Here is a 23,468-nt window from a genome sequence, read left to right as displayed (position 1 = left end):
ATGCCTGCAGACGCACCGCTCAATGCGATGACCGTCGATGTCGAGGACTACTTCCAGGTTTCCGCCTTCGAACGGCATATCGCACCGGAAAGCTGGGACCGCCTGCCGTTGCGGGTGGATCAGAACATGAATCGCATCCTGGAACTCTTCTCCCGGCATGGTATCAAGGCCACCTTCTTCACCCTGGGCTGGGTTGCCGAGCGCCTGCCGGCGCTGGTCAGGCGACTGGTCGAGGAAGGGCACGAGCTGGCCAGTCATGGCTATGCGCATCAGCGGGTGACGAACCTCACGCCTCGCCAGTTCCGGCAGGACGTACAGCGCAGCAAGGCCCTGCTGGAGGACGTGGCCGGTGTCGAGGTGAAGGGTTACCGCGCTCCCAGCTATTCCATCGGTGCCGGCAATCTGTGGGCGCTGGATGTCCTCGAGGAGGCGGGCTTCCATTACAGTTCCAGCATCTATCCCATTCATCACGATCTGTATGGCATGCCAGAGGCGCCGCGCTTTGCCTTTCACATGGACGGGCGACGCCTGCTGGAGATTCCGGTCACCACCTTCCAGCTGGGCGGGCACAAGCTGCCCTGTGGTGGTGGCGGCTATTTCCGCCTGCTGCCCTATCCGCTGTCACGCTGGGCCATGCGCCGTGTCAACCATGCCGACCGCCAGTCCTGCATCTTCTATTTCCATCCCTGGGAGATCGATCCGCAACAACCGAGGCAGCGGAACATCGGTTTGAAGACCCGCTTGCGGCACTACCTCAACCTGGGACGCATGGAACGGCGCATCGAGCGCCTGCTGGGTGACTTTTCCTGGGGGCGTGTGGACAGCATCTTTCTGCAAGGGGAGGACTATCCGGTATGGCATCGGTCCTAGCCGGGCAGTCGCTGGTGCAGGACAAGGGGGTGCTGCGCCTGCACGGTCTCGAGCGGCTGGATCATGCCCGCTGGGATGCCTTCGTGACGGCTTGTGCAGAGGCCAGTTTCTTCCATCTGGCCGGCTGGCAGCAGGTGCTCGAACGGGCCTTCGGCCATCGGACACATTATCTCTACGCCGAGCGGGGGGGCGAGATCGTTGCCGTGCTGCCGCTGGCCGAGATTCGCAGCCTGCTGTTCGGACACGCCCTGATCAGTACCCCGTTCTGTGTCTACGGCGGTGTCGCCGGCGAGGATTCCGAGGCACGCGAGGCCCTCATCGAGGCGGCCTGTGAGCGGGCGCGGGAACTGGGTGTCGACTATCTGGAGATGCGCAACCGCAGACCCGTCTGTCCGGACTGGCCGCGCAAGGATCTGTATGTCACCTTCCGGCGGGAGATCAGCCCGGACCCGGAAGAGAATCTGAAGGCCATCCCCCGCAAGCAGCGCGCGATGGTGCGCAAGGGCATCAAGGCGGGGTTGGTAGGCGAGCTTGGCTGCGACATCGATGCCCTCTATCAGGTCTATTCGGAGAGTGTGCGCAATCTGGGCACGCCGGTGTTCGCCAAGCGCTATCTGCACATTCTGAAAGAGGTGTTCGGCGAGGACTGCAATGTGCTCACGGTACAGCATGAGGGGCGGTTGCTGGCCGGGGTGATGAACTTCTATTTCCGTGACGAGGTGCTGCCGTATTACGGCGGCGGCACCAGCGAGGCGCGACGCTTCAAGGCCAACGACTTCATGTACTGGGAGCTGATGCGGCGAAGCGCCGAGCGGGGTATCCGGGTCTTCGACTACGGCCGCAGCAAGAAGGAGACAGGATCCTATGCCTTCAAGAAGAACTGGGGTTTCGAACCGGAAGCCTTGAGCTACGAATACTATCTGGTTAAGGCGCGTCGCATGCCGGATCTCAGTCCCAAGAATCCCAAGTACCGGCTGTTCATCCGCGCCTGGCAACGGCTGCCGGTCGGGGTGGCGCAGCGGCTGGGCCCCTTTCTGGCCAGGTATCTGGGCTGAGCGATGAAAGACCTGCTGTTCCTTGCACACCGGATTCCCTATCCCCCCAACAAGGGAGACAAGATACGTTCGTATCACATCCTGCGTTACCTGGCGGAGCGTTTCCGTGTGCATCTGGGTGCCTTTGTCGACGACAGTCATGACTGGCGCTATGCAGACAGGCTCCAGGCCTGGTGCGCAGAGACCTGTCTGTTGCCGCTGAATCCGCGCCGCTCGAGGCTGCGCAGTCTCTCCGGACTGATCGCCGGGGAGGCCCTGAGCCTGCCCTATTACCGGGATGCCGCGCTCGCCCGATGGGTCGATGGACTCTGCAGCCGCCACGACATCAGTCACGTGTTCGTCTTTTCCTCGCCCATGGCCCAGTATGTGCTTGACCGGCGTTTTGCCACGGCCCGGCGGGTGATCGATTTCGTCGATGTCGATTCCGACAAGTGGCGTCAGTATGCGCAGAGCAAACCCTGGCCGCTGTCCTGGGTCTACCGTCGCGAGGCCGAGCGTCTGGCGGCCTTCGAGTGCCGGGCTGCCCAAGTCGCCGATGTGTCGCTGTTCGTCTCTGCTCGCGAGGCCGGGCTGTTCCGCGAACTCTGTCCGGACGTGGGCCGCGTCGATCACTTCGACAACGGCGTGGACTGGCGCTATTTCTCACCCATCCCCGAGTCCGACAACCCCTATGCCGAGCACAGCCGGCCCATCGTCTTCACCGGGGCCATGGACTATTGGGCGAATGTCGATGCGGTCAGCTGGTTCGCGCGGGAGGTCTTCCCGCGCATCCGCGAACTGCAACCCTTCGCTGAATTCGTCATCGTCGGCTCTCGCCCGGGCGACGAGGTGCGGCGCCTGGAGAAGCAACCGGGGGTGCGGGTCACGGGTTCGGTGGAGGACGTGCGCCCCTATCTGGAACATGCCTACCTTTCGGTTGCGCCGCTGCGCATCGCTCGCGGCGTGCAGAACAAGGTGCTGGAGGCGATGGCCATGGCCAAGCCGGTGGTCGCCACGCGTGCCGCCCTGGACGGCATCCACTACCCGGTGGGTCAGGACCTCCGCCTTGCCGAGGAGCCGGCCGACATGGCACGCGAGATCCTCGGCCTGCTGGAGAGGCGAACCGCCGCGCCCACCGCCCGCGACTGGGTACGGCGCCGTTACGACTGGAATCTCAATCTGCAGCGCTTGATGGCGGTGCTGGATCCCCCCGCCGGTGGCCGGCCCCGCGCCTGTCTGGAGGAGGATGAGGGATGAGTGGCCAGCCGCAGTCGAGTGCCACGCTGAATGCGGCCCCGGGCACGGTGACGCCCGGACTGGCCTATGCCGCCTGTATTGCCGGCCTGTTGCTCCTGGCAGGCGCCTATTGGCAGACCATCGACTCGATGGTCGCCATCTGGTCGCGTTCCGAGACCTTCGCCCATGGCTATCTGGTCCTGCCGGTCAGTCTCTATCTGGTCTGGCGCAAGCGCCAACTGCTGCAGGGTCTGGTCCCACGGCCGGCGCCCGGTGGATTGCTGTTGCTGCTGCTGTCCGGTGCCGTCTGGCTGCTGGCCCAGATTGCCGAGGTCAACGTGGTGCAACAGCTGGCCTTCGTCGCCATGGTCCCGGCGACGGTCATCACTGTGCTCGGCTGGCGAATCGCCCGGGCCATCGCCTTTCCGCTGCTGTTCCTGTTTTTCGCCGTGCCCATGGGGGAGGGACTGATCACGCCGCTGATGGACTTCACGGCCGGCTTCACGGTGACGCTGATCCGGCTTTCCGGCATACCGGTCTATGTCGAGGGCACCTTCTTCAGCATTCCCAGCGGTGACTGGTCTGTGGTCGAGGGTTGCAGCGGTATCCGCTACCTGATCGCCTCGGTCACCATGGGTACCCTCTATGCCTACCTGAGTTACCGCCGCTGGCTGAAGCGGCTGCTGTTCGTGGCCTTTTCCATCGTCCTGCCGATCATCGCCAATGGGCTGCGGGCCTACATGATCGTCATGATCGCCCATCTCAGCGACATGAAGCTGGCGCTGGGGGTTGACCACCTGATCTATGGCTGGGTGTTCTTCGGCCTGGTGATGCTGTTCATGTTCTGGGTGGGCGGCTTCTGGCAGGATCCGGATCCCGACGAGGCCGGGGCGGAGCGGACAGCACCTTCGGCGGCGAGGGTCGGGGTGCTGCCGTTGTGGGGCAGCGTGCTGGCCGCGCTGCTGTCAGCCGTCGTCTGGCCGGCCGCGGCCGCCCGCCTCGAGGCCCAGCCAGCGGCGCCTTTGGCCCGGCTGCAGATGCCGATGCCGGTGGCGCAGGCCGGCTGGCAGGAGATCGAGGCCTTCACCGACTGGCGGCCGCACTACCGTGGCATGGACCAGCAGCAGCTTCGGTTCTACGGCCGGGGAGATGAGCGGGTCGGGCTCTATCTGGCCTATTACGTCAATCAGCGGCAGGACGCCGAGCTGGTCAATTCGCGGAACCTGATGATCCCCCAGAAACATCCGGTATGGCAGAACGTCGGCGAGGCGCGGATCCCGCGCGAGGTCCCGCCTTCGCCGGTGTATCGCAGCATCCTGCGCTCGGCCGGCCAGCGGCTGTTCATCTATCACTGGTACTGGATCGACGGGCGTTTCACCGCCAACCCCTACCTGGGCAAGTTGCTGGAGGCAAAGAACCGCCTGCTGCACCGGCGGCGGCCGTCGATCGGCATCGTCGTGTTCACGGACAGCTTCGAACAGGAAGGCAGGGCACAGCAGGTTCTGGAGGACTTCCTTCACGACATGCTGCCGGCCCTTCGTGACAGCCTGCGGGGGGCCGATGCCCGGGTGCAGGAACTCGCCGGGTGAACATCGAACCCGCCTCCCCGCCGCTGATCGCGCATGTGATCTACCGCCTCGACGTCGGTGGCCTGGAGAACGGTCTGGTCAACATCATCAACCGCATGCCGGCGGAGCGCTATCGGCATCTGATCATCAGTCTGACCGAGGTCACCGATTTCCGGCGTCGCATCCAGCGGCCGGACGTCGGCATCCTGGCCCTGCACAAGCGCCCCGGTCACGACTGGCCGATGTACTGGCGGCTGCTGCAGCTGTTCCGCCAGCATCGGCCAGCGATCGTCCACTCGCGCAACCTGGCGGCACTGGAGGCACAGCTGCCGGCACTCTTGGCCGGGGTGCCCTGTCGGCTGCATGGCGAACACGGCTGGGACGTGCAGGATCTCGATGGACGCCGCTACCGGTGGCTGAAGCGTGCCTTGCGGCCGCTGGTCAGCCACTACATTGCCCTGTCGCAGGAGCTGGAAAGCTATTTGCATGATGTCATAGGCGTCAGAAAAACGCGCCTCAGTCGGATCCTCAACGGCGTCGACACCGAGCGCTTCCATCCGCCCGGCAGCGCGCGGCCTGATGTGCTGCCTGCGGGATTCCGCACGGCGGAGAGCCTGGTCATAGGCACCGTCGGGCGCATGGAGGCGGTGAAGGACCAGGTGACGCTGGCCCGGGCCTTCATCGAGCTGGCGGCCCAGCGCCCCGATCTGCGTCGGCGGTTGCGCCTGGTGATGGTCGGCGACGGCAGCCGGAAGCCGCAGCTGGAGGGGCTGTTGCGTGAGGCCGGGTTGCTGGAACAGGCCTGGCTGCCGGGGGCGCGCGACGACGTGCCGGAGCTGATGCGGGCGCTGGACGTCTTCGTGCTGCCCTCGCTGGCGGAGGGTATCTCCAATACCATCATGGAGGCCATGGCCAGCGGCCTGCCGGTGGTGGCGACGGCGGTCGGTGGCAATGCCGAACTGGTGGAGGACGGCAGCAGCGGTTACCTGGTGCCGGCCGCCGATCCGGTCGCCATGGCGGAGGCGCTGGCGGCCTATGCCGAGGATCCAGCGCGGCGTGAGGCACACGGCCGGGCGGCGCGGGAGCGGGCGGTGCGGGATTTCAGTCTGGAACGGATGGTGGCGGAGTATCTGGCGGTCTACGACGGCTGTCTGCAGGGCAGGGCGAACTAGCGATGTGTGGCATAGCGGGTATCTTCAGGATGCAGGACAGCGGGGCGGTGGAGCAGACGCTGCTGGAGCGGATGAACCAGCTCCAGTTCCATCGCGGCCCGGACGAGGGGGGGATCCATCTCGAACCCGGCGTTGGCCTGGCCCACCGCCGGCTGTCGATCATCGATCGTTCAGGCGGCCAGCAACCGCTGTTCAACGAGGACCGCTCGGTGGTCGTGGTCTACAACGGTGAGATCTACAACTTTCCCGAGCTGACCCGTGAGCTGTTGGCCGCTGGCCACCGTTTCCGTAGCCACTGCGATACCGAGGTCATCGTCCACGCCTGGGAGGAATGGGGTGAGCGCTGCGTGGAACGGTTCCGTGGCATGTTCGCCTTCGTCCTCTGGGACCGCAATCGCGAGACCCTATTCATGGCCCGTGACCGGCTGGGCATCAAGCCCCTGCACTATGCCCTGATGCCCGACGGCAGCCTGCTGTTCGCCTCCGAGATCAAGTCGCTGCTGGCCGATCCCGGGCTGCCGCGTGATCTGGATCCGCTGGCGGTGGAGGACTATTTTGCCTTCGGCTACATTCCGGAGCCGCGCAGCATCTTCACCGCGGTGCGCAAGCTGCCGCCCGGTCACCGCCTGTCGATCCGCCGTGGCCAGCCCCTGCCGGAGCCGCAGGCGTATTGGGATCTGACCTTTGCCGATGGCGCCTCGGCGCCGGCGGGGGTGGAAGACGAGCTGATCGAGCGGCTGCGCGAGGCGGTGCGCATCCGCATGATTGCCGAGGTGCCGCTGGGCGCCTTCCTCTCCGGCGGGGTCGATTCCAGTGCCGTGGTGGCACTGATGGCCCAGCTCTCCGACGAGCCGGTCAATACCTGTTCCATCTCCTTCGGCGATCCGGCTTTCAACGAGAGCGAGTATGCCGCCCGGGTCGCCGAGCAGTACCAGACCAGGCATCAGGTGGAGGCGGTCGATCCCGACGATTTCGACCTCATCGACCGGCTCGCCGGCCTCTACGACGAACCCTATGCCGACAGTTCCGCCATGCCCACCTACCGGGTCTGCCAACTGGCCAGGCAGCGGGTCACCGTGGCGCTGTCCGGTGACGGCGGCGACGAGCACTTCGCCGGCTATCGCCGCTATCGCTGGCACATGGACGAGGAGCGGCTGCGCGGGCTGCTGCCGGCGGGGTTGCGCCGGCCGCTGTTCGGCCTGCTTGGCGCCGCTTACCCCAAGCTCGACTGGGCGCCGCGTATCTTCCGCGCCAAGTCCACCTTCCAGGCCCTGGCGCGGGATTCCCTGGAGGGGTATTTCCACAACTTCTCGATTCTCCCCGATGCGCTGCGCAGTCAGCTCTACAGTGCCGGCCTGAAACGGGATCTGGCCGGTTACCGCGGCATCGAGGTGTTCCGCCGTCACCTGGCCAATGCCCCCGAACACCCCCTGTCGCGGGTCCAGTACCTGGACATCAAGACCTATCTGCCAGGCGACATCCTGACCAAGGTCGATCGGGCGAGCATGGCCCACGCACTGGAAGTGCGGGTGCCGATCCTCGATCACGAGTTCGTCGAATGGGTGGCCGGTCTGCCGCCGGGCCTCAAGCTGCGCGGCCACGAGGGCAAGCATGTGTTCAAGCGGGCGCTGCGTTCCCATCTGCCCGAGGACATCCTCTACCGGCGCAAGATGGGCTTTGCGGTACCGCTGGCGGCCTGGTTCCGCGGTCCGCTGCGCGAGCGGCTGCGCGCCGCGCTGCTCGGTCCGACGCTGGCCGACAGCGGACTGTTCGACCAGGGCTTCATCGCCCGGCTGGTGGAGCAGCACCAGTCCGGTCGGCGTGACCACAGCGCCGTCCTCTGGTCGCTTTTGATGTTCGAATCCTTCCAGCGCCAGGTCCTGGAGGCGGCATGAAGATCCTCCACGTCCTCGACCATTCCATTCCGCTGCACAGCGGCTATACCTTCCGCACACGGGCGATTCTCGAACAGCAGCACGCCCTGGGCTGGGAGACCTGCCATCTGACCAGCGCCAAGCACAACCAGGTCGCCGGCGGCGAGGGCGGCAGCGAGGAGGTGGACGGCCTGCGTTTCTACCGCAGCGGCAACCCGCGGGGACCGCTGGCGCGGCTGCCGGTGCTCAACCAGCTGGCCGTCGTCAGCGCCCTGGAGCGGCGGCTCGGGGAACTGATACCGCAACTGCGGCCCGACATCCTGCATGCCCATTCGCCGGCCCTCGATGGCCTCGCGGCGGTGCGTGCCGGACGCCGTTTCGGTCTGCCCGTGGTCTACGAGATCCGCGCCTTCTGGGAGGATGCCGCGGCCGATCACGGCACCAGCCGCGAGGGCGGCTTGCGTTACCGCATGACCCGGGCCCTGGAGACTCACGTGGTGCGCCGGGCCGACGCCGTGACCACCATCTGCGAGGGGCTGCGCGGCGACCTGCTGGCACGCGGCATCCCTGACCACAAGGTATCGGTGATCCCCAATGCGGTGGACATCGGCCGCTTTCCCATGGACCCGCCGCGCGATGCCCGCCTGGCGGCCGGGCTGGGGCTGGATGGCTGCAAGGTGCTGGGCTTCATCGGTTCCTTCTACGCCTACGAGGGACTGGATCTGCTGCTCGCGGCCCTGCCACGGCTGCTCGAGGCGCGACCGGAGGTTCGGGTGCTGCTGGTCGGCGGCGGGCCGCAGGAGGCGGCGCTGCGGGCCCAGGTCGAGCGGCTCGGCCTGGGGCATGCGGTGCTCTTCATCGGCCGGGTGCCGCATGACGAGGTGCAGCGCTATTATTCCCTGGTCGACCTGTTCGTCTATCCGCGGCACTCGATGCGCCTCACCGAGCTGGTCACGCCGCTCAAGCCGCTGGAGGCCATGGCCCAGGGCCGGCTGCTGGTGGCCTCGGACGTCGGTGGCCACCGCGAGCTGATCGAGGATGGCGTCACCGGCCAGCTGTTCCGCGCAGGTGACGTCGGCGACCTGGCGCGTGCCGTGCTGGCGGTGTTCGAGGACGAGGCCAACTGGCCGGCACGGCGCGCCGCCGGGCGCCGCTTCGTGGAACGGGAACGTAACTGGCGGGCCAGCGTCGAACGCTACCGCCCCATCTATGAATCACTGCTGGGATAGACGCACCATCGATATCTTGCCGTCCAGCACGGAGACCAGCGATGACCGCGACAGCCGGCCGCGGCTGGTGGTCTTCGCCTCGCTGTTTCCCAGCCCGGCGCGGCCCACGGCGGGAAGCTTCATCCGCGAACGCATGTTCCGCGTCGCGCGCCGTCTGCCGCTGGTGGTGGTCTCGCCCCAGCCCTGGTTTCCCCTGCAGGGGCTGATCCGCCGCTTCGTGCCACATTACCGGCCGCCGGCGCCGCGCCTGGAACGGCAGCAGGGGATCACCGTCTACCGGCCGCGCTTTCTCGCCGTGCCCGGCCTGTTCCGCGGCCTGGACGGGCTGTCCATGGCGCTCGCTGCCTGGCCGCTGCTGCGTCGGCTGCGGCGCGACCCCGGCGTCGATCTGCTCGATGCCCATTTCGCCTATCCCGACGGTTATGCCGCTACCCGCCTGGGACGCTGGCTGGGTCTGCCGGTGACCATCACCCTGCGGGGTACAGAGGTGCCGCAGTCGAGGCAGGGGCTCAGCCGGCAGATCCTGCGCGCCCTCGCCGATGCCGACCGGGTGATCGCCGTGGCCGATGCCCTGAAGCGGCATGTGACCGGGCTAGGCGCAGATCCGGCGAAGATCACGGTGATCGGCAACGGCGTCGATCTGCAGCGTTTCCGGCCGGAGGACCAGCGGCTGGCGCGCCAGCGGCTGGGGTTGCCCGAGAAGGCACGGCTGCTGGTGACCGTGGGTGGCCTGGTGGAGCGCAAGGGTTTCCACCGGGTCATCGACTGTCTGCCGGCCCTGCTGGCCGAGTTTCCGGAACTGCACTATCTGGTGGTCGGTGGCGGTGGCGCGGAGGGCGACTGGGAGGGGCGGCTGCGGGCCCAGGTCGCGGAACTGGGGGTGGAGTCGCGGGTGCACTTCCTCGGTCCCGTTGCCCCGGACGAACTGCGCTGGCCGCTGTCGGCAGCGGACCTGTTCGTGCTGGCGACCCGCAACGAGGGCTGGGCCAACGTCTTCCTGGAGGCCATGGCCTGCGGCCTGCCGGTGGTCACCACCGATGTCGGCGGCAACCGCGAGGTGGTTTGCGATACACAGCTGGGAACGGTGGTGCCCTTCGGCGATGCAGCGGCGCTGACCGAGGCGCTGCGCGCGGCCCTGGCCCGGGACTGGGACCGCGCTGCCATCCGTGCCCATGCCGAGGCCAACGGCTGGGACGGCCGGGTCGCCACCCTGTGCGGGATTTTCACCGAGCTGTACCGGGCCCGGCAAGGCGCCGGCCCCGGGCTGCCCGCGGGAGAGGCCCGGTGAGCGGTCTCTACACGCGCTTCGTGGCCGGGGCCCTGTTTCCCTTGCATGAGCGGCTCAAGGGCCACAACACGGTCGCTGTGCGCCGTGAGCTGGAGCGTAGCCAGTGGTACGAGCCGGAAGCCTTGCAGGCGCTGCAGCTGGCCCGCCTGCAACGCCTGTTGCAGCGGGCCGGGGAACGGGTGCCCTACTACCGGGAACTCTTTGCCCGGCTGGGTTTCGATCCGCAGTCGCTGGACGATCTTGCCGGCCTCCGGTCCCTGCCGTTCCTGACCAAGGACCTCATACGCGCCAACCAGGAGGCGCTGAAGGCCGAGGACGCGGTCGGCCTGGCGCGCTTCAATACCGGCGGCTCCAGCGGCCAGCCGCTGATCTTCTTCATCGGCCGCGAACGGGTCAGCCACGACGTGGCCGCCAAGTGGCGCGCCACCCGCTGGTGGGGCGTCGACATCGGCGACCCCGAGATCGTGGTCTGGGGCTCGCCCATCGAGCTGGGTTCCCAGGACCGGATCCGCGCCTTGCGCGACCGCCTGCTGCGCAGCCGGCTGATTCCGGCCTTCGAGATGTCGGAGGCGAGACTGGCGGACTATGTGGCCCGGATCCGCGCCTTCCGGCCGCGCATGCTGTTCGGCTATCCCTCGTCCCTAGCCCACATCGCCGCCTGGGCCGAGCAGGCCGGCGAGCGGCTCGATGACCTCGGCATCCGGGTCGCCTTCGTCACCTCGGAACGGCTCTACGATCACCAGCGCGAGACCATCGAGCGGGTGTTCGCTTGCCCGGTGGCCAATGGCTACGGCGGACGGGATGCCGGTTTCATCGCCCATCAGTGCCCGGCCGGCGGCATGCACATCACTACCGAGGACATCATCGTCGAACTCATCGGCGAGGACGACCGGCCGGTGGCGGACGGGGAGCCGGGCGAGGTGGTGGTGACCCATCTGGCCACCGGCGATTATCCCTTCATCCGCTATCGTACCGGCGACGTGGCGGTCCGCGACAGCGGCCGCTGCGCCTGTGGCCGCGGCCTGCCGCTGCTGCGCGAGATCCAGGGGCGGACCACGGACTTCATCGTTGCCAGCGACGGCACGGTGATGCACGGCCTGGCGCTGATCTATGTGGTCCGCGACCTGCCGGGGGTGGAGAACTTCCGCATCGAGCAGCTGAGCCGGGAGCGGACCCGGGTTCAGCTGGTCACCGGGGACGGTTTCGAGGAAGGCTCGATCGAGCAGATCCGCAACGGCTTCAAGGCCCGGCTGGGTGCGGAGGTACAGATCGACATCGAGCGCGTGGCCAGCATCCCGCGCGAGAAGTCGGGCAAGTTCCGCTATGTGGTGAGCCAGGTCAGGCCCTGACAGGGCGCTGGCGCCCCGTCCCGCCCGGGCATGACGCGCCTTCCGTGTGTGCTCAAGACCGCTACAGCGCGTTGGCCTGCAGCCACTGTTCCAGCATCATCAGCACCCAGATCATCACCCCGTAATAGGCGGCATGTTCGTCCTGGTGCTGGCGGCGCAGCCGGTCCATATAGGCCTGGCTGAGAATGCCGCGCCGGGCGAAGCTGCTCAGGCTGGCCTCGGCCAGCTCCTGCAGCGGGCCATGGTCCTGCAACCAGACGCCGAAGGGCAGGCCGAAGCCCTGCTTGGGCTTGGTGAGGATCTCCCGCGGCAGGTAGTCCTCCAGGGAAGCCTTGAAGAAATAGCGCAGCTTGAAACCGCGCAGCTTGAGCGCGGGCGGCACCCGGGCCGAGAAGGCCACCATCTCCTCGTCCAGCATCGGGTAGTGCACCTGCACCCCGGCCAGGTCGCACATGCGGTTGACCTTGCGCAGGTCGTTGTCGGCCAGGGTGGTCTTCAGTTCCAGATGCAGCATCCGGTTCAGGTAGGAATCGGTGTCGGCGCGCCGGTAGGGGTCGCGGATCAGTTCCAGCGGCTCGTCGACGTCGATCTGGGCCAGAAACCCCGGGTCGAACATCTCCCCGGGCGGGGTGCGGTGCAGGAAGTTGTAGGCCTCCAGCCGGTCGGGCAGCGGTACCCGGGTGTGCTCGATGTAGCTGCGCAGCTTGCGCAGGGGGCCGCGTCCGCCAAGGGTCTTGCTGAAGGCCAGGGGTTCGAGCAGGCCGCGGCGCAGCGGTCCCGGGACGCCCTGGTAGAGCTCCAGCATTTTCTGCTTCAGGTAGCGGCTGTTGCCGGCGAACAGCTCGTCGCCGCCATCGCCGGCGAGGAGGGTGCGGACGCCGTCCTCGGCTGCCATCCGGGCGCAGAAGTAGGCCGGCACCGCGGAGGCGTTGCCGAAGGGCTCGTCGTAGGCGGCGGCGACCCGCGGCACGGCCCCGGCGACGTCCCCGGGGGTCACGTAGTATTCATGCGGCCGGGCACCAAAGTGGCGTGCCGCGATGCGCGCGTATTCCATCTCGTCATAGCCCTCGGCGGCGAAGCCGATGGAATAGCTGTCGGCCGGGCGACCGAGCACCTCGCACAGGTGGCCGAGCACGGTGGAACTGTCGGTGCCGCCGCTGAGAAAGGCGCCGGGGCGCTCGTCGCCATGGGTGGCACGGGTCACGCAGCGTCGGAGCAGCGCGCGGAACTCGTCGCGCAGCGGGCCGAAGGCGGCCGGCCGGTCCTGGTAGTGGAGCCGCCAGTAGAAACCACGCCGCGCGGCCTTGCCGGTCCGGAACTGCAGGTATTCACCCGGCAGCAGCTTCGACTGGCCCCGGAAGATGGTCCGCGGGCTGGGGACGCAATGGAAATACAGGTAGTCGTACAGCGACTGCGGATCCAGCTCCCGGCTGGCGAAGGGGTGGCGGGCGAGGCTGTCGGCACGCGAGCTGAACAGCAGCCGCTGTTCCCCGGCCTGGAAGGCCAGCGGCTCGATGCCCAGACGATCGACGGCGAGCAGGGCGCTGTGATCCGCCGTATCGAGGATCGCCAGGGCGAAGCTGCCATGCAGGGTCTCCAGCAGGGCCTCGGGATCCTTGCCGTAGGCACTGAGCAGGGCCTCGGCGCCATCCCTGTCCAGGGGGCGTCCCTGCCATTCGGGAAATCCGCAGACCACCAACAGCCGCTGACCCTGCCGCCAGGCCCGGCTGCGCGGGCCGCAGTGGCCCAGCGCGGCACCGGTCTCGAGCTGTTTTCCGGCTGCAGACGCGCCGCCGAAGGCCCTGGCCATGGCATCCAGCACGGCCGGCGCGTCATCAGCGGACGGCAGATTGCCCAGCCAGCCGAAGATGCCTTGCATCATGGGGCGGGTACCCCCTCTCTGCACTGGCCGTCCCTCATGAGGGGGGCCGGTTGAAGGGGTGTGCCGGCTCCCCGTCCAGCAGCACCTGCGGCGTCTCCAGGCGGGGTGGTTCGCCCTGGGTCGGGTTCGCCTCGGCGATCGGTGCTTCGCGGCTCCGGGTTTCCTGGTGGGCAGCCAGTTCCTCCAGGGCGAATTTGCGAACCAGCACGGCGATGAAGACCAGGTGATAGAAGATGTCCCAGTAGGAGAGGCCGAGGAACAGGGTGCCGGTGGCATAGGCGATCAGCGAGGCGCGCAGCATGTAGGCATAGTTGCTGACCCAGCCGAGCTCGGGGATGTGGCGTACCTTTCGCGGTAGCCGCGTCAGGCTGATGATGCTGCCAAACAGCAGCGACAGCCAGAGGCCGAAGGCGATGAAGCCGTGCTCGGCGAGGATCTCCACATAGGAACTGTGCCAGTCACGGCGCGTCACCCAGCGCCAGCCCTCGAAACCGGCGCCGGTGAAGGGATGGCGCAGGGCATAGTTGATGCCGTCGGTCCAGGCCTCCAGCCTCCCCTGGGCCGACTTGTCCTCCTGGTAGCTCTCCAGGGTCTGCATGCGCTCGAACCAGTGTTCCGGCAGGTGGTTGACGGCGTACAGGGCACCGATCAGCAGCACGGGCAGGGCCAGGTATTTGCGTTTTGAGTGCCAGAGCAGCAGCGGGACAAGCACCGCCATGGTCAGCAAGGCACCGCGTGAAAAAGAGGACAGGGCGGCGGCGAAGCACAGCGGGATGGCGGCCATCAGGGCGTACTTGAGCTTGCTGTTGCCCGTCTCGCGCAGCCAGAGGATGAGCAGCGGGATGTTCATCAGGGTGGCGATGGCGAAGGCGTTGTTCTCGTAGAACTGGGTGCCGGGTGGGCCGTAGACGCGGAACGAGAAGCCGGAGCCGATGGCCCAGATGCCGCCCTTGACCGCGAGGATGCCGAAGGAGGAGGCGATGGTGATGATCAGGTAATAAAGCTTCTTTCGGGTGTTGATCAGCCACAGGGTGAAGATGAAGGGCAGGTAGATCTTGGACACCTCGATCAGTTTCTGCCAGGCCAGGGCCGGCAGGATGGCATTCAGGGTGGTGATCAGGAAATACAGCCAAAGGGCGAAGAAGGTCGGGATCCGCCAGTCCCTCGGCAGTGGCTGGCGGTCCTTGCCATTGATCAGAAAGGCCAGCAGAAAGGCGAGGAACAGGGTCTGGTAGACCGGGAAGGAGCGCATGAAGCTCCAGCTGTAGCTGTGCGGATTCATGTAGCTGAACACGGCCAGCGCCAGCACCCCGAGCCAGGGTCGCCAGAAGGCGGCGCCGATGGCGCCGACCAGGAACAGGAGGACAACGATGTCGCGCATGTCTGGCAGTATCCCTCGCTGTTCCCTTGGGCGTAAAAACCCGTCAAAACAAAAAGTTACAAAATTTTACTGAAGTCCAACCATAACCGTATGAGGAGCTGGATTCAAGTGCCCGGGTCGTCGCCAGCAGCAGCCTGGGCGCGAGCTGCGGTTCCTTGCTACTATCGGTTTGCACTGTGGCGGGCGAGTCGGCCGCCGCGCTTCGAACACTCGTCAGGAGGGACGATGACGATCTCTACCAGAATCTCGGCGGGATGGCTGCTCGCTTTAGTCTGCTGTCTTCCACTGCTGGGGGCGTCGATGGCCGTGCGGGCCGAATTCCCCAAGACCGAGGCCGATTTCTCGCTGCTGCCCCCCTATTGCAAGGTCAAGATGCGTCAGCCCCGCCAGTCGCCGGAGTGGCGCATGTGGAGCCGGCGCCTGGCCGGCGGCTTCAACCACATCCACCACTATTGTGCAGCGCTGCACAGCATCAACCTGGCCAACCGCAGCAAGCGCGCCCAACGGCGCAAGGAGCTGCTGACCTCGGCCTACAAGGATATGGTCTATGTCGAGGAGCATGCCGCCAGGAACTTCGTGCTGCGGCCCGAGATCCTGGTCAAGAAGGGCAAGGTGCTGGAACGCCTGGGCAAGGCGGGTGAAGCGGTTACCGCCTACCAGCAGGCGATCCGCCTGAATACGAAATACAGTCCGGCCTACATCGCGCTGGCCGATTACTACAAGTCGGTCGGCAAGCGCGATCTGGCCCTGGACATCGTCGAGAAGGGCATCGAGCAGGCCCCACGTTCCAAGGGCCTGCGCCGACGGCTGCGGGAGCTGCGCCCGCAGTGAAGCCGGACGCGTTCCCGGGAGCCCGTCCGGGTCATGCCGAACCGGCGTCAGCCCGGCAGAACTGAGATGCCGGCCCGGGTCCGCCATATCGGACGACGCCTGCTGGCGCGTGGCCTGCCCGCTCCACTCCATCCCCAACGCACCATCGCCGTGGTCGGCCTGCCACGCAGCGGCACCTCCTGGCTGGCCAAGTGCCTGGCACTCGCGCCCGGTGTGTCCTACTACTTCGAGCCGGATGTGGTGCTCGACGAGCGCTACATGTACCGCTACCAGCCGGCTGAGGGTGACGACCCCGAGCTGCTGCAGCACCTGCGGCGGCAGCTTGGCGGACGGATCGTCGACGACTATGTAATCGCCGAACAGAGCCTGGCGGAGCTACTGGCGCGGCCGCTGGCGCACAGCGTGCTGGTCAAATGGGTGCGCCTAGGATTGATGCTGGAATGGCTGGCCCGGCATTTTCCGGAACTGGTGGTGGTGCAGCTGGTGCGACACCCGGTGCCACTGTTCCTGAGCTGGCGGCAGCGGGGCTGGGACCCCGCCTTCAATCTCGATCTGCTGCTGCGTCAGCAGGTCTTGATGGAGGGACCGCTGCAGCCCTGGCAGGGGGTGATGAGATCGGCACGGGGTTACTGGGAGCAGGCCGGCGCCTTCTGGGGGGCGATGGTCGTCATGCAGTATCGCGCCCACCGCCCCGGCTGGTTCTTCCACGAGCACGAATGGTTCTGCCTCGATGCCGAGGCGCGGATCGGCGATCTGGCCGGCCGGCTCGGCCTGGAGTGGACGCCGGCGATGTCCGAATTCCTTTCCCCCGGGCGACGGCGTCGCAGCGGTCCCGGCTATGGGGCGCCACGGGATCCGCGCAGCGAGGTCTACAAGTGGCAGGGTGCGGTGGCCACGGGCGAACTGGCGGCACTGCAGGCCGTGTTGCGCGAGTTCGAGCTGCCCTTCTATCCGGACCTGGCCCCCGACCGCTTCGTGCAGCTGGCCTGAGGCTGTTGCTCAGCGCCGCCATCGGCTGTAGTGGCGACAGAGGCGGATATGCACCTCGTTGAGGAACCATTCCAGGCGGCTGGGCCGGCGGCGCGCGGTCAGGGTCGGGTAGCCGAAGCGTTCCAGGCTTTCGCCGGCCATGGCCTCGAAGATTGCGATCTGCCGGCGGCTCATGCGCTGCCGCCACTTGGCCTGGTTGGCCTTTTGCAGAGGGCGCTGCAGCAGCGGCGTCCTGCCCCCCTCGGCCTTCGATTTCCTGAACTCGATCAGTGACTCGCTGAACTCGATGTCGAGAAAGGCGCACAGCGACCGCATGATCCCGTGCGGCTCGTCGAGCAGGTCCTCGTAACGCAGTTCGAAATAGCACTCGGGATGCCGCTCGCCGAAATCGCGGCCGGCGCGTACATAGCGGTCCCAGAGATAGCCGGCATGATAGGTGTTGAAGATCTGCAGGTCCCAGCGCCGTTCCAGCATCGACAGGGCGCAGTCCCGCCCGTCACGCACGATATGCACCACCTGGGCGTCCGGAAACATCTGCAGCAGGGTATCCAGGTGGAGGATGTAATAGGGCGTCTTGTCTCCCCAGCGGGCCTTGCCCTCGTGCTCGGCATTGAGCTGGAAGATGCCGGCGATCACCTCGGGCAGGGTATGGCAGCCTCGGGCATGCAGGGTTTCGGCCACGGCGTCAGGCTCGAACTCCAGGCCGTGCAGATCCTCGTCGAAGAAGCGCCGGCGGGCCTGGTAGATGTCCCGCAGCAGGCGCCGCATCCCGGCCACATCCTCCAGCCGTGGATAGTCGCCGCGGCGCTGCTGGAAGGGGATGATGAAATGCGATTCCGCGGTCGGCAGCGAGAGTGCCGGATGGGAACGCAGCATGTACTGCAGCAGGGTGGTGCCGGAGCGCGCTGCGCCGACGATGAACAGGGGTCTGCCGAAGTCGTGTTGGCTGTCCTCTCCGGGTGCGGCTTCCGCTGCCATGATCAGCTTTGCCCTCCGCCGTAGAGGGTGGTCCATTCTGGAAAGTCTCGTCCCAGCAACTGGCGCAGTTCCTCGGTCTGTTCACGCTGGATGGGGCGCAGATAGTCGATCACCGGTTCCAGGGGCTGCGCCGAACGGTCGTATTCCCGTACCGCCAGGCGCCGGCCCAGGGCGCGGAGCGGAGCCGGCACGAAACGTGAGGCGATATCCCAGGTGCGCGAGAAGCGGAAGCGGTTGAGCAGTCCACCATGGCGGGGTTTGACGAACTGTCTGGCGCCGACGTTGTAGCCGGCGCCGGTGTTGTCGGGACTGAAGCCATGGTCCACCCCCAGCCAGCGGAACAGCTTGCCAAGCTCCTCTTCCGGGGCTGCGATCAGGGCCTCGAAGGTCAGGGTGTAGATCTGCTCGGCAGGGAAACGCTCCAGATAGGGGCGCAGTTGCATGGCGTAGTAGGACACGTTGCGATATTGCGCATTTTCCTGCACCGCCTGCAGCATGTCGCGCGATTCGTCGTGACTCATCACCATGTGCCAGTAGTGGCTGATGGTGCGCTGCACAGGGTCGCGCATGATGTAGATCAGCCTTGCCTCGGGGGCAAATTCGTGGAGCCGTTCGCTGGCGCCGCCAAAGCGCGGCAGCTTGGTGTAGTGGGTGCTGGACTCGCCGCGGTAGAGGACGTCACCGGCAGCATCGAACAGGCTCAGGTACCAGTCCTCGCCCTTGTGCCAGGTGAATTCGTCCAGGAAGTAGCCCGGCTCCTTTTCCTCGCTCATGTAGATCTGTGGATGGCGGCCCAGGTAGGCATGCAGCGAGCTGGTGCCGGATTTCATGGCGCCGAGGATGAACAGGTTGGGTCTGCGGTCTGTGCTCATGGTCGGGATTCCAGGGTGGGGTCGGCGGCGAGCCAGTCGAGCAGCTCGCGTTTCAGCGCTTCGAACAGTGCCGGGTGTTCGGCGGCGACGTCCTGCCGGCAGCGGGGATCCTGCTCCAGGTCGAAGAGCTGGAACAGCGGACCGTTGCGGGTCGGCAGGTAGACCAGTTTCCAGCGGCCGCGGCGGATCATCCGGTCCTTGGCCTGGAGGATGCGCGGCATGTATTCGGCCTTGATGGACAGGGTGCCGGTCCCTTTGTCGGCCACCTCCAGCAGTTCCAGCAGGTTCGGATAACGCAGGTGTTCCGGATGCATGCCCGGCACCTGACCGAGCCAGATACCGGTCTCCTGGAAGGCCGGCAGGTCGAGATTGCGTTCCTCGCCCCGCAGCAGCGGCGCCAGGCTGACCCCGTCCACCTCGCCCGGGGGCAGGTCGAGCAGATCCAGCAGGGTCGGCACCAGGTCGACGCTGCGCACGATCTGGTGGATGCGCCGCCCCCCGGGACGACGCGGATCCAGGATCAGCAGCGGGATGCGTGCCCCCGGATCGTCACCGAGCACGGTGTTGCCCTGGCCCCAGGTCTCGTTCTCGAAGAAGTCCACACCATGATCGCTGTACACCACCACCAGGGTGTTGTCGGCCAGGCCGCAGGCCTGCAGGTGATCGAGGATCCGTCCCAGCTCGTCGTCGAACTGGCGCACGCAGCCGTCGTAGAGGTTGATGATCTGTGGCAGGTCGAAGTGGTCCTCGGTGGCCTCCTGCTTGGCGATGATCTCCATGGGGTCGCGCAGCGAGGTCATCACGAACTTGGACTCACCGTCGTAGTCGGGGTCGGCGTAGCGCAGGTAATAGGGGTAGTCCGAGCCGAAGGGCACATGGGTGGTGCTGGTGAAGAGGTTGAGGAAGAACGGCCGCCCCTCGGCTGCATAGCGGCTCAGCATCCGCCGGGTGTCGCGTCCCAGCAGCCGGGTCATGGGTACCGAGGCCAGGTAGTGGATCTCGGGCAGACAGCGCCTGCCGAAACGGTTGTGGGTGAATAGCGACAGATACAGGCGCAGGTCCATCGGTCCCTGGCGCAGGTAGTATTTCATGTTCCACTGGTCGGGCGGGGTCCGGGTCTCCTCGAAACCCAGCTGCAGCTTGCCGAGATCGGCCCCGGCCCAGTCCGAGAGGGCGCTGCAGTGGTAACCCCGTTCACGCAGGCGCTCGGCCAGTCCCGGCACCGGGAGGCGGGTGTCACCGTCGGTGACGAAGTTGTCGCGTATGCCGTGGCGGTGTGGCCAGGTGCCGGTGAGCAGCGAGGCGAGGCTGGGTGCGGTGCGGCCGAGGGGCACGAAACAGTGGTCGAAGAAGGCGGCCCGCTGTGCCAGACGGTCCAGGGTCGGCGTGAGGTCACGCGGGTAGTCGGGGTTGTTGACCCGGTCGGCACGCAGGGTGTCCGTGCCGATCATCAGGACGTTGGGGCGCTGCCGGTCCTGGCGGGCGGGCCGGCGCGGGCGAGGTTCCGGCTGCCAGGCGGCGAGCAGGGCGATGGCGGCCGGCACGGCGGCAGCCAGGGCCAGCCACAGGGCTTGCCCGCTGCGGCCCTCGGCCAGCAGCCGGGCAAGGGCGGCCAGCAAGGGTACCCCGGCCGCAATCAGCAGCAGCAGGCCGGCGAGGCGCAGCCGCCCGGGGCTCAGTAGCCGCCACAGGGGATAGAGACGCTGATAGCGGTACTGCCAGGAGGCGAGCAGGCTGCTGGGTATATAGAGCAGATGGCGGCAGAACTGCCAGGCGCTGAGCAGGACGATGCCGCCCAGGGCGGCGCCGGCCGCCGGCAGTGGTTGCCAGGGAAGCTGCAGGGCGATGACCGCGGCGGTGTAGACCAGGGTGCCGATCCAGGCCTGCCAGAAGGCGATGAGCAGCACGAACAGCGTCAGCCGCAGCAGGACGAACAGGGTGTAGCCCAGATAGGCGTCGAGGATCTCGCGTTTCACCGCCGGCCCGGCGCGTGTGAAGTGCAGCAGCGACTTGAGCAGCAGCAGCAGGCTGAACCCCAGGGCGGTCAGGGCAGCGATCTCCAGCCCTCTGCCGAGCAGCGGCAGCAGCGCGTTCATTTCCGTGCCCCCCCCTGTTGCCGCGCCAGCGGGGCCTCGCGCATGCCGGCGATCTCGCCCAGGGCGGCGGCCAGCCGGACCAGGTAGAAGCGGCGTTTCTTCCAGCGCCAGGCGAACAGGGCGTGCCAGGCGTAGACCGCCAGCTTGCGGGCCATGTAACGGGGAATGCGGTTGTCCGGCCGGGGGTGCAGGCGGACCGAGGAGCGGGTGCGCTGGAAACTCTTGCGCAGCAGATGGCCGGTGCGCAGCCGGTGCAGTTCCACGGCATGGTACTGGACGATGTCCGGCTGGTAGCGCAGCCGCTCACCGGTGGCCAGGGCACGGCGCAGGAACTCGATGTCCTCGCCGCCGCCGAGATCGTGACCGTGCGGTCCCAGCTCGGTGGCGAAGCCACCCACCGTATCGAACACCCGCCGGCGGACGATGATGTCACCGCCCGGTGGCAGCTCGTCGTCCCGGCCGAGCTCGCGGGCCCTGTCGCCGGCATCGAAGCAGGCCACCGGCTGGGGATAGATGCGCCAGGGACCGGTGTCGTGCACCCAGGCCGGCTCGCGTCCGTCCCAGTCCGGCAGCAGGCGGCCGCAGAACAGCCCGGTCTCGGGGTGTGCCTCCAGGGCCGCGGCGACGCGCAGCAGGAAATCCTTCGCCACCCGCTGGTCGTCGTCGATGAACACCGCGGCACCGCTCTGCAGCCGCTCGATGGCGTGATTCAGGGCGTAGGACTTCCCGGGGCGGGGTTCCTCGCTCCAGCGCAGCGGCAGGCCGCCGTTGCCGTTGTGGGCCAGCTCGGCCAGCAGGCTGTGGCTGTCGTCGTGGCAGGCGTTGGCGATCACCAGCACGTCGACCGCTGCCTCGGGGCGGACGGCGGCGCGCAGCGAACCCAGGGTGCGGCCCAGCGAGGCGACCCGGTCATGGGTACAGATGACCACGCTGAAGTCAGTCATCGCTGTCCCCCTTGCCCTGCGCCCGGCGCTGGCGGTGACCGGCGATCATGCCCAGGGCGTGACTCAGGTTCATCGCCTGGCGCAGCCGGTCCGGTGCATGGCGCAGGTATTTCAGTGCGGTGCGCCCGCCCTGGCGCAGCAGCAGGCCGTAGAGGAAAGGCGGTGCGCCGAACCAGAGCCGCGGCTGGTGGCGTTCGTCGAAGTAGCCCTGCTTGCGCCCCGACTCGTAGTGCAGGGCCAGGAAGTAGCGCCGCGACAGGCGCCAGGCCTCCACCCGGTGGTCGACCACCATCCGTGGCTCGTAGGCCATGCCGATGCCGCGTTCGAGGAAGGTCTCGAACAGACGGATGTCCTCGCCGCCGCCGATGCCCTTGCCGATGCGGTTGTAGCGCAGATCGAAACGCAGCCCCGGATCGTCACGGAACAGGGCCATGTCATAGGCGATGTTGGCCGTCCACAGCGGCGTCCCGGCATCACGGATGCGAAACGGCCGGTCGCCGTAGTCCACCTCGGCGAGAAAGCCGAGCAGCTCGTCGCCCAGCCAGGCGGGGCGCTGCAGGCCCTCGAAGTCGACGTGCACCCGGCCACCGACGCATTGCACGCCGTCCTCGGTCAGGGCCGCGCAGGCCGCCACCAGCAGGCCGGGACGGGGCAGTTCGTCGTCGTCGATGAACACCAGATAGTCGCTGTCGAGCGCCTCGGCGAGGGCCCGGTTGCGGGCGTGGCTGATGCCCTGGCGGGTTTCGCGCACCACCCGCAGCGGGGCGCCGGGCTCGGTGGCCAGCCTGGCCAGCACCCGGGGCGTGTCATCGCTGCTGTTGTTGTCGATCACCAGTACCTCGAAGGGCAGGGGACAGTCCTGGGCGCGCATGGCACGGATCAGGCGCGGCAGGCGCTCGGCCCGGTTGTAGGTGCAGACGGCGTAGCTCAGGCGGCTCATGGCGTCGCCTCCGGGCTGCGGCGTCCGGCGAGCAGACGCTGGTGCAGGGGCAGGGGCAGCAGGCTGGGCAGCATGTACTTCCAGTCCCGCGGCCGGCCGTAGCCATGGCGCATGACCCGCCGGAACAGCGGCCGGGCGGTGGCCAGATCGCCATCCCAGTAGGCGCGGTAGGCCTGCTTCAGCAGCCGGCCCAGGGTCAGCTCGCGCAGCCGCCGGCGGCCGAGGCCGGCAGACAGCGCTGGGCGTTCGGCGAGCAGCGCCTGCTGTACCTGCCAGTGGTCCAGCGCCAGCCGCAGCCGGTTGCCGGTGGCCTGCTGCGGGGAATGGTGGCGATAGAAGGCCAGCACCGCAGGCACCCGGACCACCGGCCGGTCGAGGGCGATGCGCAGCCAGAGCTGATAGTCCTCGGAGGTCGAGAGCCGGGTGTCGAAGCCGCCGGCCTGCTTGAGCGCCTCGTGCCGGGTCAGACAGGCATGGATCGGCCAGGGACAGCTCTCGAGGAACAGTGCCGCTTTGTCAGCGGCCTCGTAGTCCGGTGGCAGGTAGGGCTCGCCGGCACCGCCGGCCAGGCCGACGTTCTGCCAGCCGCAGTAGGCCAGCACCGCCTCCGGCCGGTTTTCCAGCGCAGCGTGCAGCCGCTGCAGGCAGTCCGGCGCCCACCAGTCGTCGGCATCGAGAAAGGCGACGTAGTCGCCGCGGGCCTCGGCGAGACCGCGGTTGCGGGCGCTGGAGACCCCCTGGTTGGCCTGATGCAGGCAGCGCAGCCTGGGATCGGTGATCTTCGCCAGCAGCCGGGGGCTGGCATCCGTGGAGCCGTCGTCGATCACGATCAGCTCCAGCGCGTCGTGGCTCTGGCCGAGTACGCTGTCGATCGCCGTCAACAGGTGATCGGCGGCGTTGTGGCAAGGCATGATGACCGAGATCAACGCCATGC

At 67.3% G+C, this 23,468-nt stretch carries 19 protein-coding genes; 11 read left to right on the top strand and 8 right to left on the bottom strand.

What is annotated here, in order from left to right:
• From QVG61_RS08005 to QVG61_RS07965, 9 genes are read left to right on the top strand one after another with little or no spacing between them, the layout of a single operon-like run.
• Complete coding sequence (locus QVG61_RS08005; protein ID WP_289930112.1) at positions 1–870, top strand: XrtA system polysaccharide deacetylase; 870 nt, start codon at positions 1–3, stop codon at positions 868–870.
• Positions 855–1,925: a FemAB family XrtA/PEP-CTERM system-associated protein gene (locus QVG61_RS08000; RefSeq protein ID WP_289930111.1), complete on the top strand. Its 1,071-nt coding sequence runs from the start codon at positions 855–857 to the stop codon at positions 1,923–1,925. Before QVG61_RS08005 ends, QVG61_RS08000 begins: the two co-directional genes overlap by 16 nt.
• Positions 1,926–1,928: 3 nt before the next feature.
• Positions 1,929–3,161, top strand: coding sequence for a TIGR03087 family PEP-CTERM/XrtA system glycosyltransferase (locus QVG61_RS07995; RefSeq protein ID WP_289930110.1), 1,233 nt, complete (start codon positions 1,929–1,931; stop codon positions 3,159–3,161).
• A complete protein-coding gene (gene xrtA / locus QVG61_RS07990; protein ID WP_289930109.1) occupies positions 3,158–4,729 on the top strand; it encodes an exosortase A in 1,572 nt (523 codons plus the stop codon). The genes QVG61_RS07995 and xrtA overlap by 4 nt, the downstream gene beginning before the upstream one ends.
• Complete coding sequence (locus QVG61_RS07985) at positions 4,726–5,880, top strand: TIGR03088 family PEP-CTERM/XrtA system glycosyltransferase (RefSeq protein WP_289930108.1); 1,155 nt, start codon at positions 4,726–4,728, stop codon at positions 5,878–5,880. Before xrtA ends, QVG61_RS07985 begins: the two co-directional genes overlap by 4 nt.
• A gap of 2 nt (positions 5,881–5,882) precedes the next feature.
• Positions 5,883–7,775, top strand: a complete 1,893-nt coding sequence (locus QVG61_RS07980; protein WP_289930107.1) for an XrtA/PEP-CTERM system amidotransferase — start codon at positions 5,883–5,885, stop codon at positions 7,773–7,775.
• Positions 7,772–8,983 (top strand): TIGR04063 family PEP-CTERM/XrtA system glycosyltransferase, encoded by a 1,212-nt coding sequence (locus tag QVG61_RS07975; protein WP_289930106.1) that lies wholly within the window; start codon positions 7,772–7,774, stop codon positions 8,981–8,983. The genes QVG61_RS07980 and QVG61_RS07975 overlap by 4 nt, the downstream gene beginning before the upstream one ends.
• Positions 8,984–8,999: 16 nt before the next feature.
• Positions 9,000–10,271, top strand: a complete 1,272-nt coding sequence (locus QVG61_RS07970) for a glycosyltransferase (protein ID WP_289930105.1) — start codon at positions 9,000–9,002, stop codon at positions 10,269–10,271.
• The gene (locus tag QVG61_RS07965; RefSeq protein ID WP_289930104.1) at positions 10,268–11,620 is read left to right on the top strand and encodes a phenylacetate--CoA ligase family protein; all 1,353 of its coding nucleotides are present in this window, start codon (positions 10,268–10,270) and stop codon (positions 11,618–11,620) included. The genes QVG61_RS07970 and QVG61_RS07965 overlap by 4 nt, the downstream gene beginning before the upstream one ends.
• A gap of 61 nt (positions 11,621–11,681) precedes the next feature.
• Here QVG61_RS07965 and QVG61_RS07960 read toward each other — a convergent pair whose 3' ends face one another.
• Together QVG61_RS07960 and QVG61_RS07955 are read right to left on the bottom strand one after the other, a co-directional pair.
• Complete coding sequence (locus QVG61_RS07960) at positions 11,682–13,502, bottom strand: asparagine synthase-related protein (protein WP_289930103.1); 1,821 nt, start codon at positions 13,500–13,502, stop codon at positions 11,682–11,684.
• 34 nt (positions 13,503–13,536) lie between these two features.
• Positions 13,537–14,883 (bottom strand): putative O-glycosylation ligase, exosortase A system-associated, encoded by a 1,347-nt coding sequence (locus QVG61_RS07955; protein ID WP_289930102.1) that lies wholly within the window; start codon positions 14,881–14,883, stop codon positions 13,537–13,539.
• A gap of 300 nt (positions 14,884–15,183) precedes the next feature.
• Here QVG61_RS07955 and QVG61_RS07950 point away from each other — a divergent pair, with 300 nt between their 5' ends.
• A complete protein-coding gene (locus QVG61_RS07950) occupies positions 15,184–15,714 on the top strand; it encodes a hypothetical protein (protein ID WP_289930101.1) in 531 nt (176 codons plus the stop codon).
• Between the two features lie 33 nt (positions 15,715–15,747).
• A complete protein-coding gene (locus QVG61_RS07945; protein ID WP_289930100.1) occupies positions 15,748–16,704 on the top strand; it encodes a sulfotransferase in 957 nt (318 codons plus the stop codon).
• 9 nt (positions 16,705–16,713) lie between these two features.
• Here the strand turns inward: QVG61_RS07945 and QVG61_RS07940 are convergent, their stop codons facing one another.
• From QVG61_RS07940 to QVG61_RS07915, 6 genes are read right to left on the bottom strand one after another with little or no spacing between them, the layout of a single operon-like run.
• On the bottom strand, positions 16,714–17,682 hold the full coding sequence (locus tag QVG61_RS07940; protein ID WP_289930099.1) for a sulfotransferase: 969 nt from the start codon (positions 17,680–17,682) through the stop codon (positions 16,714–16,716).
• Between the two features lie 2 nt (positions 17,683–17,684).
• Positions 17,685–18,554, bottom strand: coding sequence for a sulfotransferase (locus QVG61_RS07935; RefSeq protein ID WP_289930098.1), 870 nt, complete (start codon positions 18,552–18,554; stop codon positions 17,685–17,687).
• Positions 18,551–20,650: a sulfatase-like hydrolase/transferase gene (locus tag QVG61_RS07930; protein WP_289930097.1), complete on the bottom strand. Its 2,100-nt coding sequence runs from the start codon at positions 20,648–20,650 to the stop codon at positions 18,551–18,553. Before QVG61_RS07930 ends, QVG61_RS07935 begins: the two co-directional genes overlap by 4 nt.
• Complete coding sequence (locus QVG61_RS07925; protein ID WP_289930096.1) at positions 20,647–21,594, bottom strand: glycosyltransferase; 948 nt, start codon at positions 21,592–21,594, stop codon at positions 20,647–20,649. Before QVG61_RS07925 ends, QVG61_RS07930 begins: the two co-directional genes overlap by 4 nt.
• Entirely contained in the window at positions 21,587–22,534 is a 948-nt protein-coding gene (locus QVG61_RS07920; RefSeq protein WP_289930095.1) for a glycosyltransferase, read from the bottom strand. Before QVG61_RS07920 ends, QVG61_RS07925 begins: the two co-directional genes overlap by 8 nt.
• Entirely contained in the window at positions 22,531–23,466 is a 936-nt protein-coding gene (locus QVG61_RS07915; RefSeq protein ID WP_289930094.1) for a glycosyltransferase, read from the bottom strand. The genes QVG61_RS07920 and QVG61_RS07915 overlap by 4 nt, the downstream gene beginning before the upstream one ends.
• Between the last annotated feature and the right edge of the window lie 2 nt (positions 23,467–23,468).

Origin of the sequence: Thiohalobacter sp. IOR34, assembly GCF_030406045.1 — a bacterium.
Lineage (GTDB): Bacteria > Pseudomonadota > Gammaproteobacteria > Thiohalobacterales > Thiohalobacteraceae.
The sequence above is the reverse complement of the archived record's forward strand: the minus strand, read 5'-3'. Positions and strand labels throughout refer to the sequence as shown.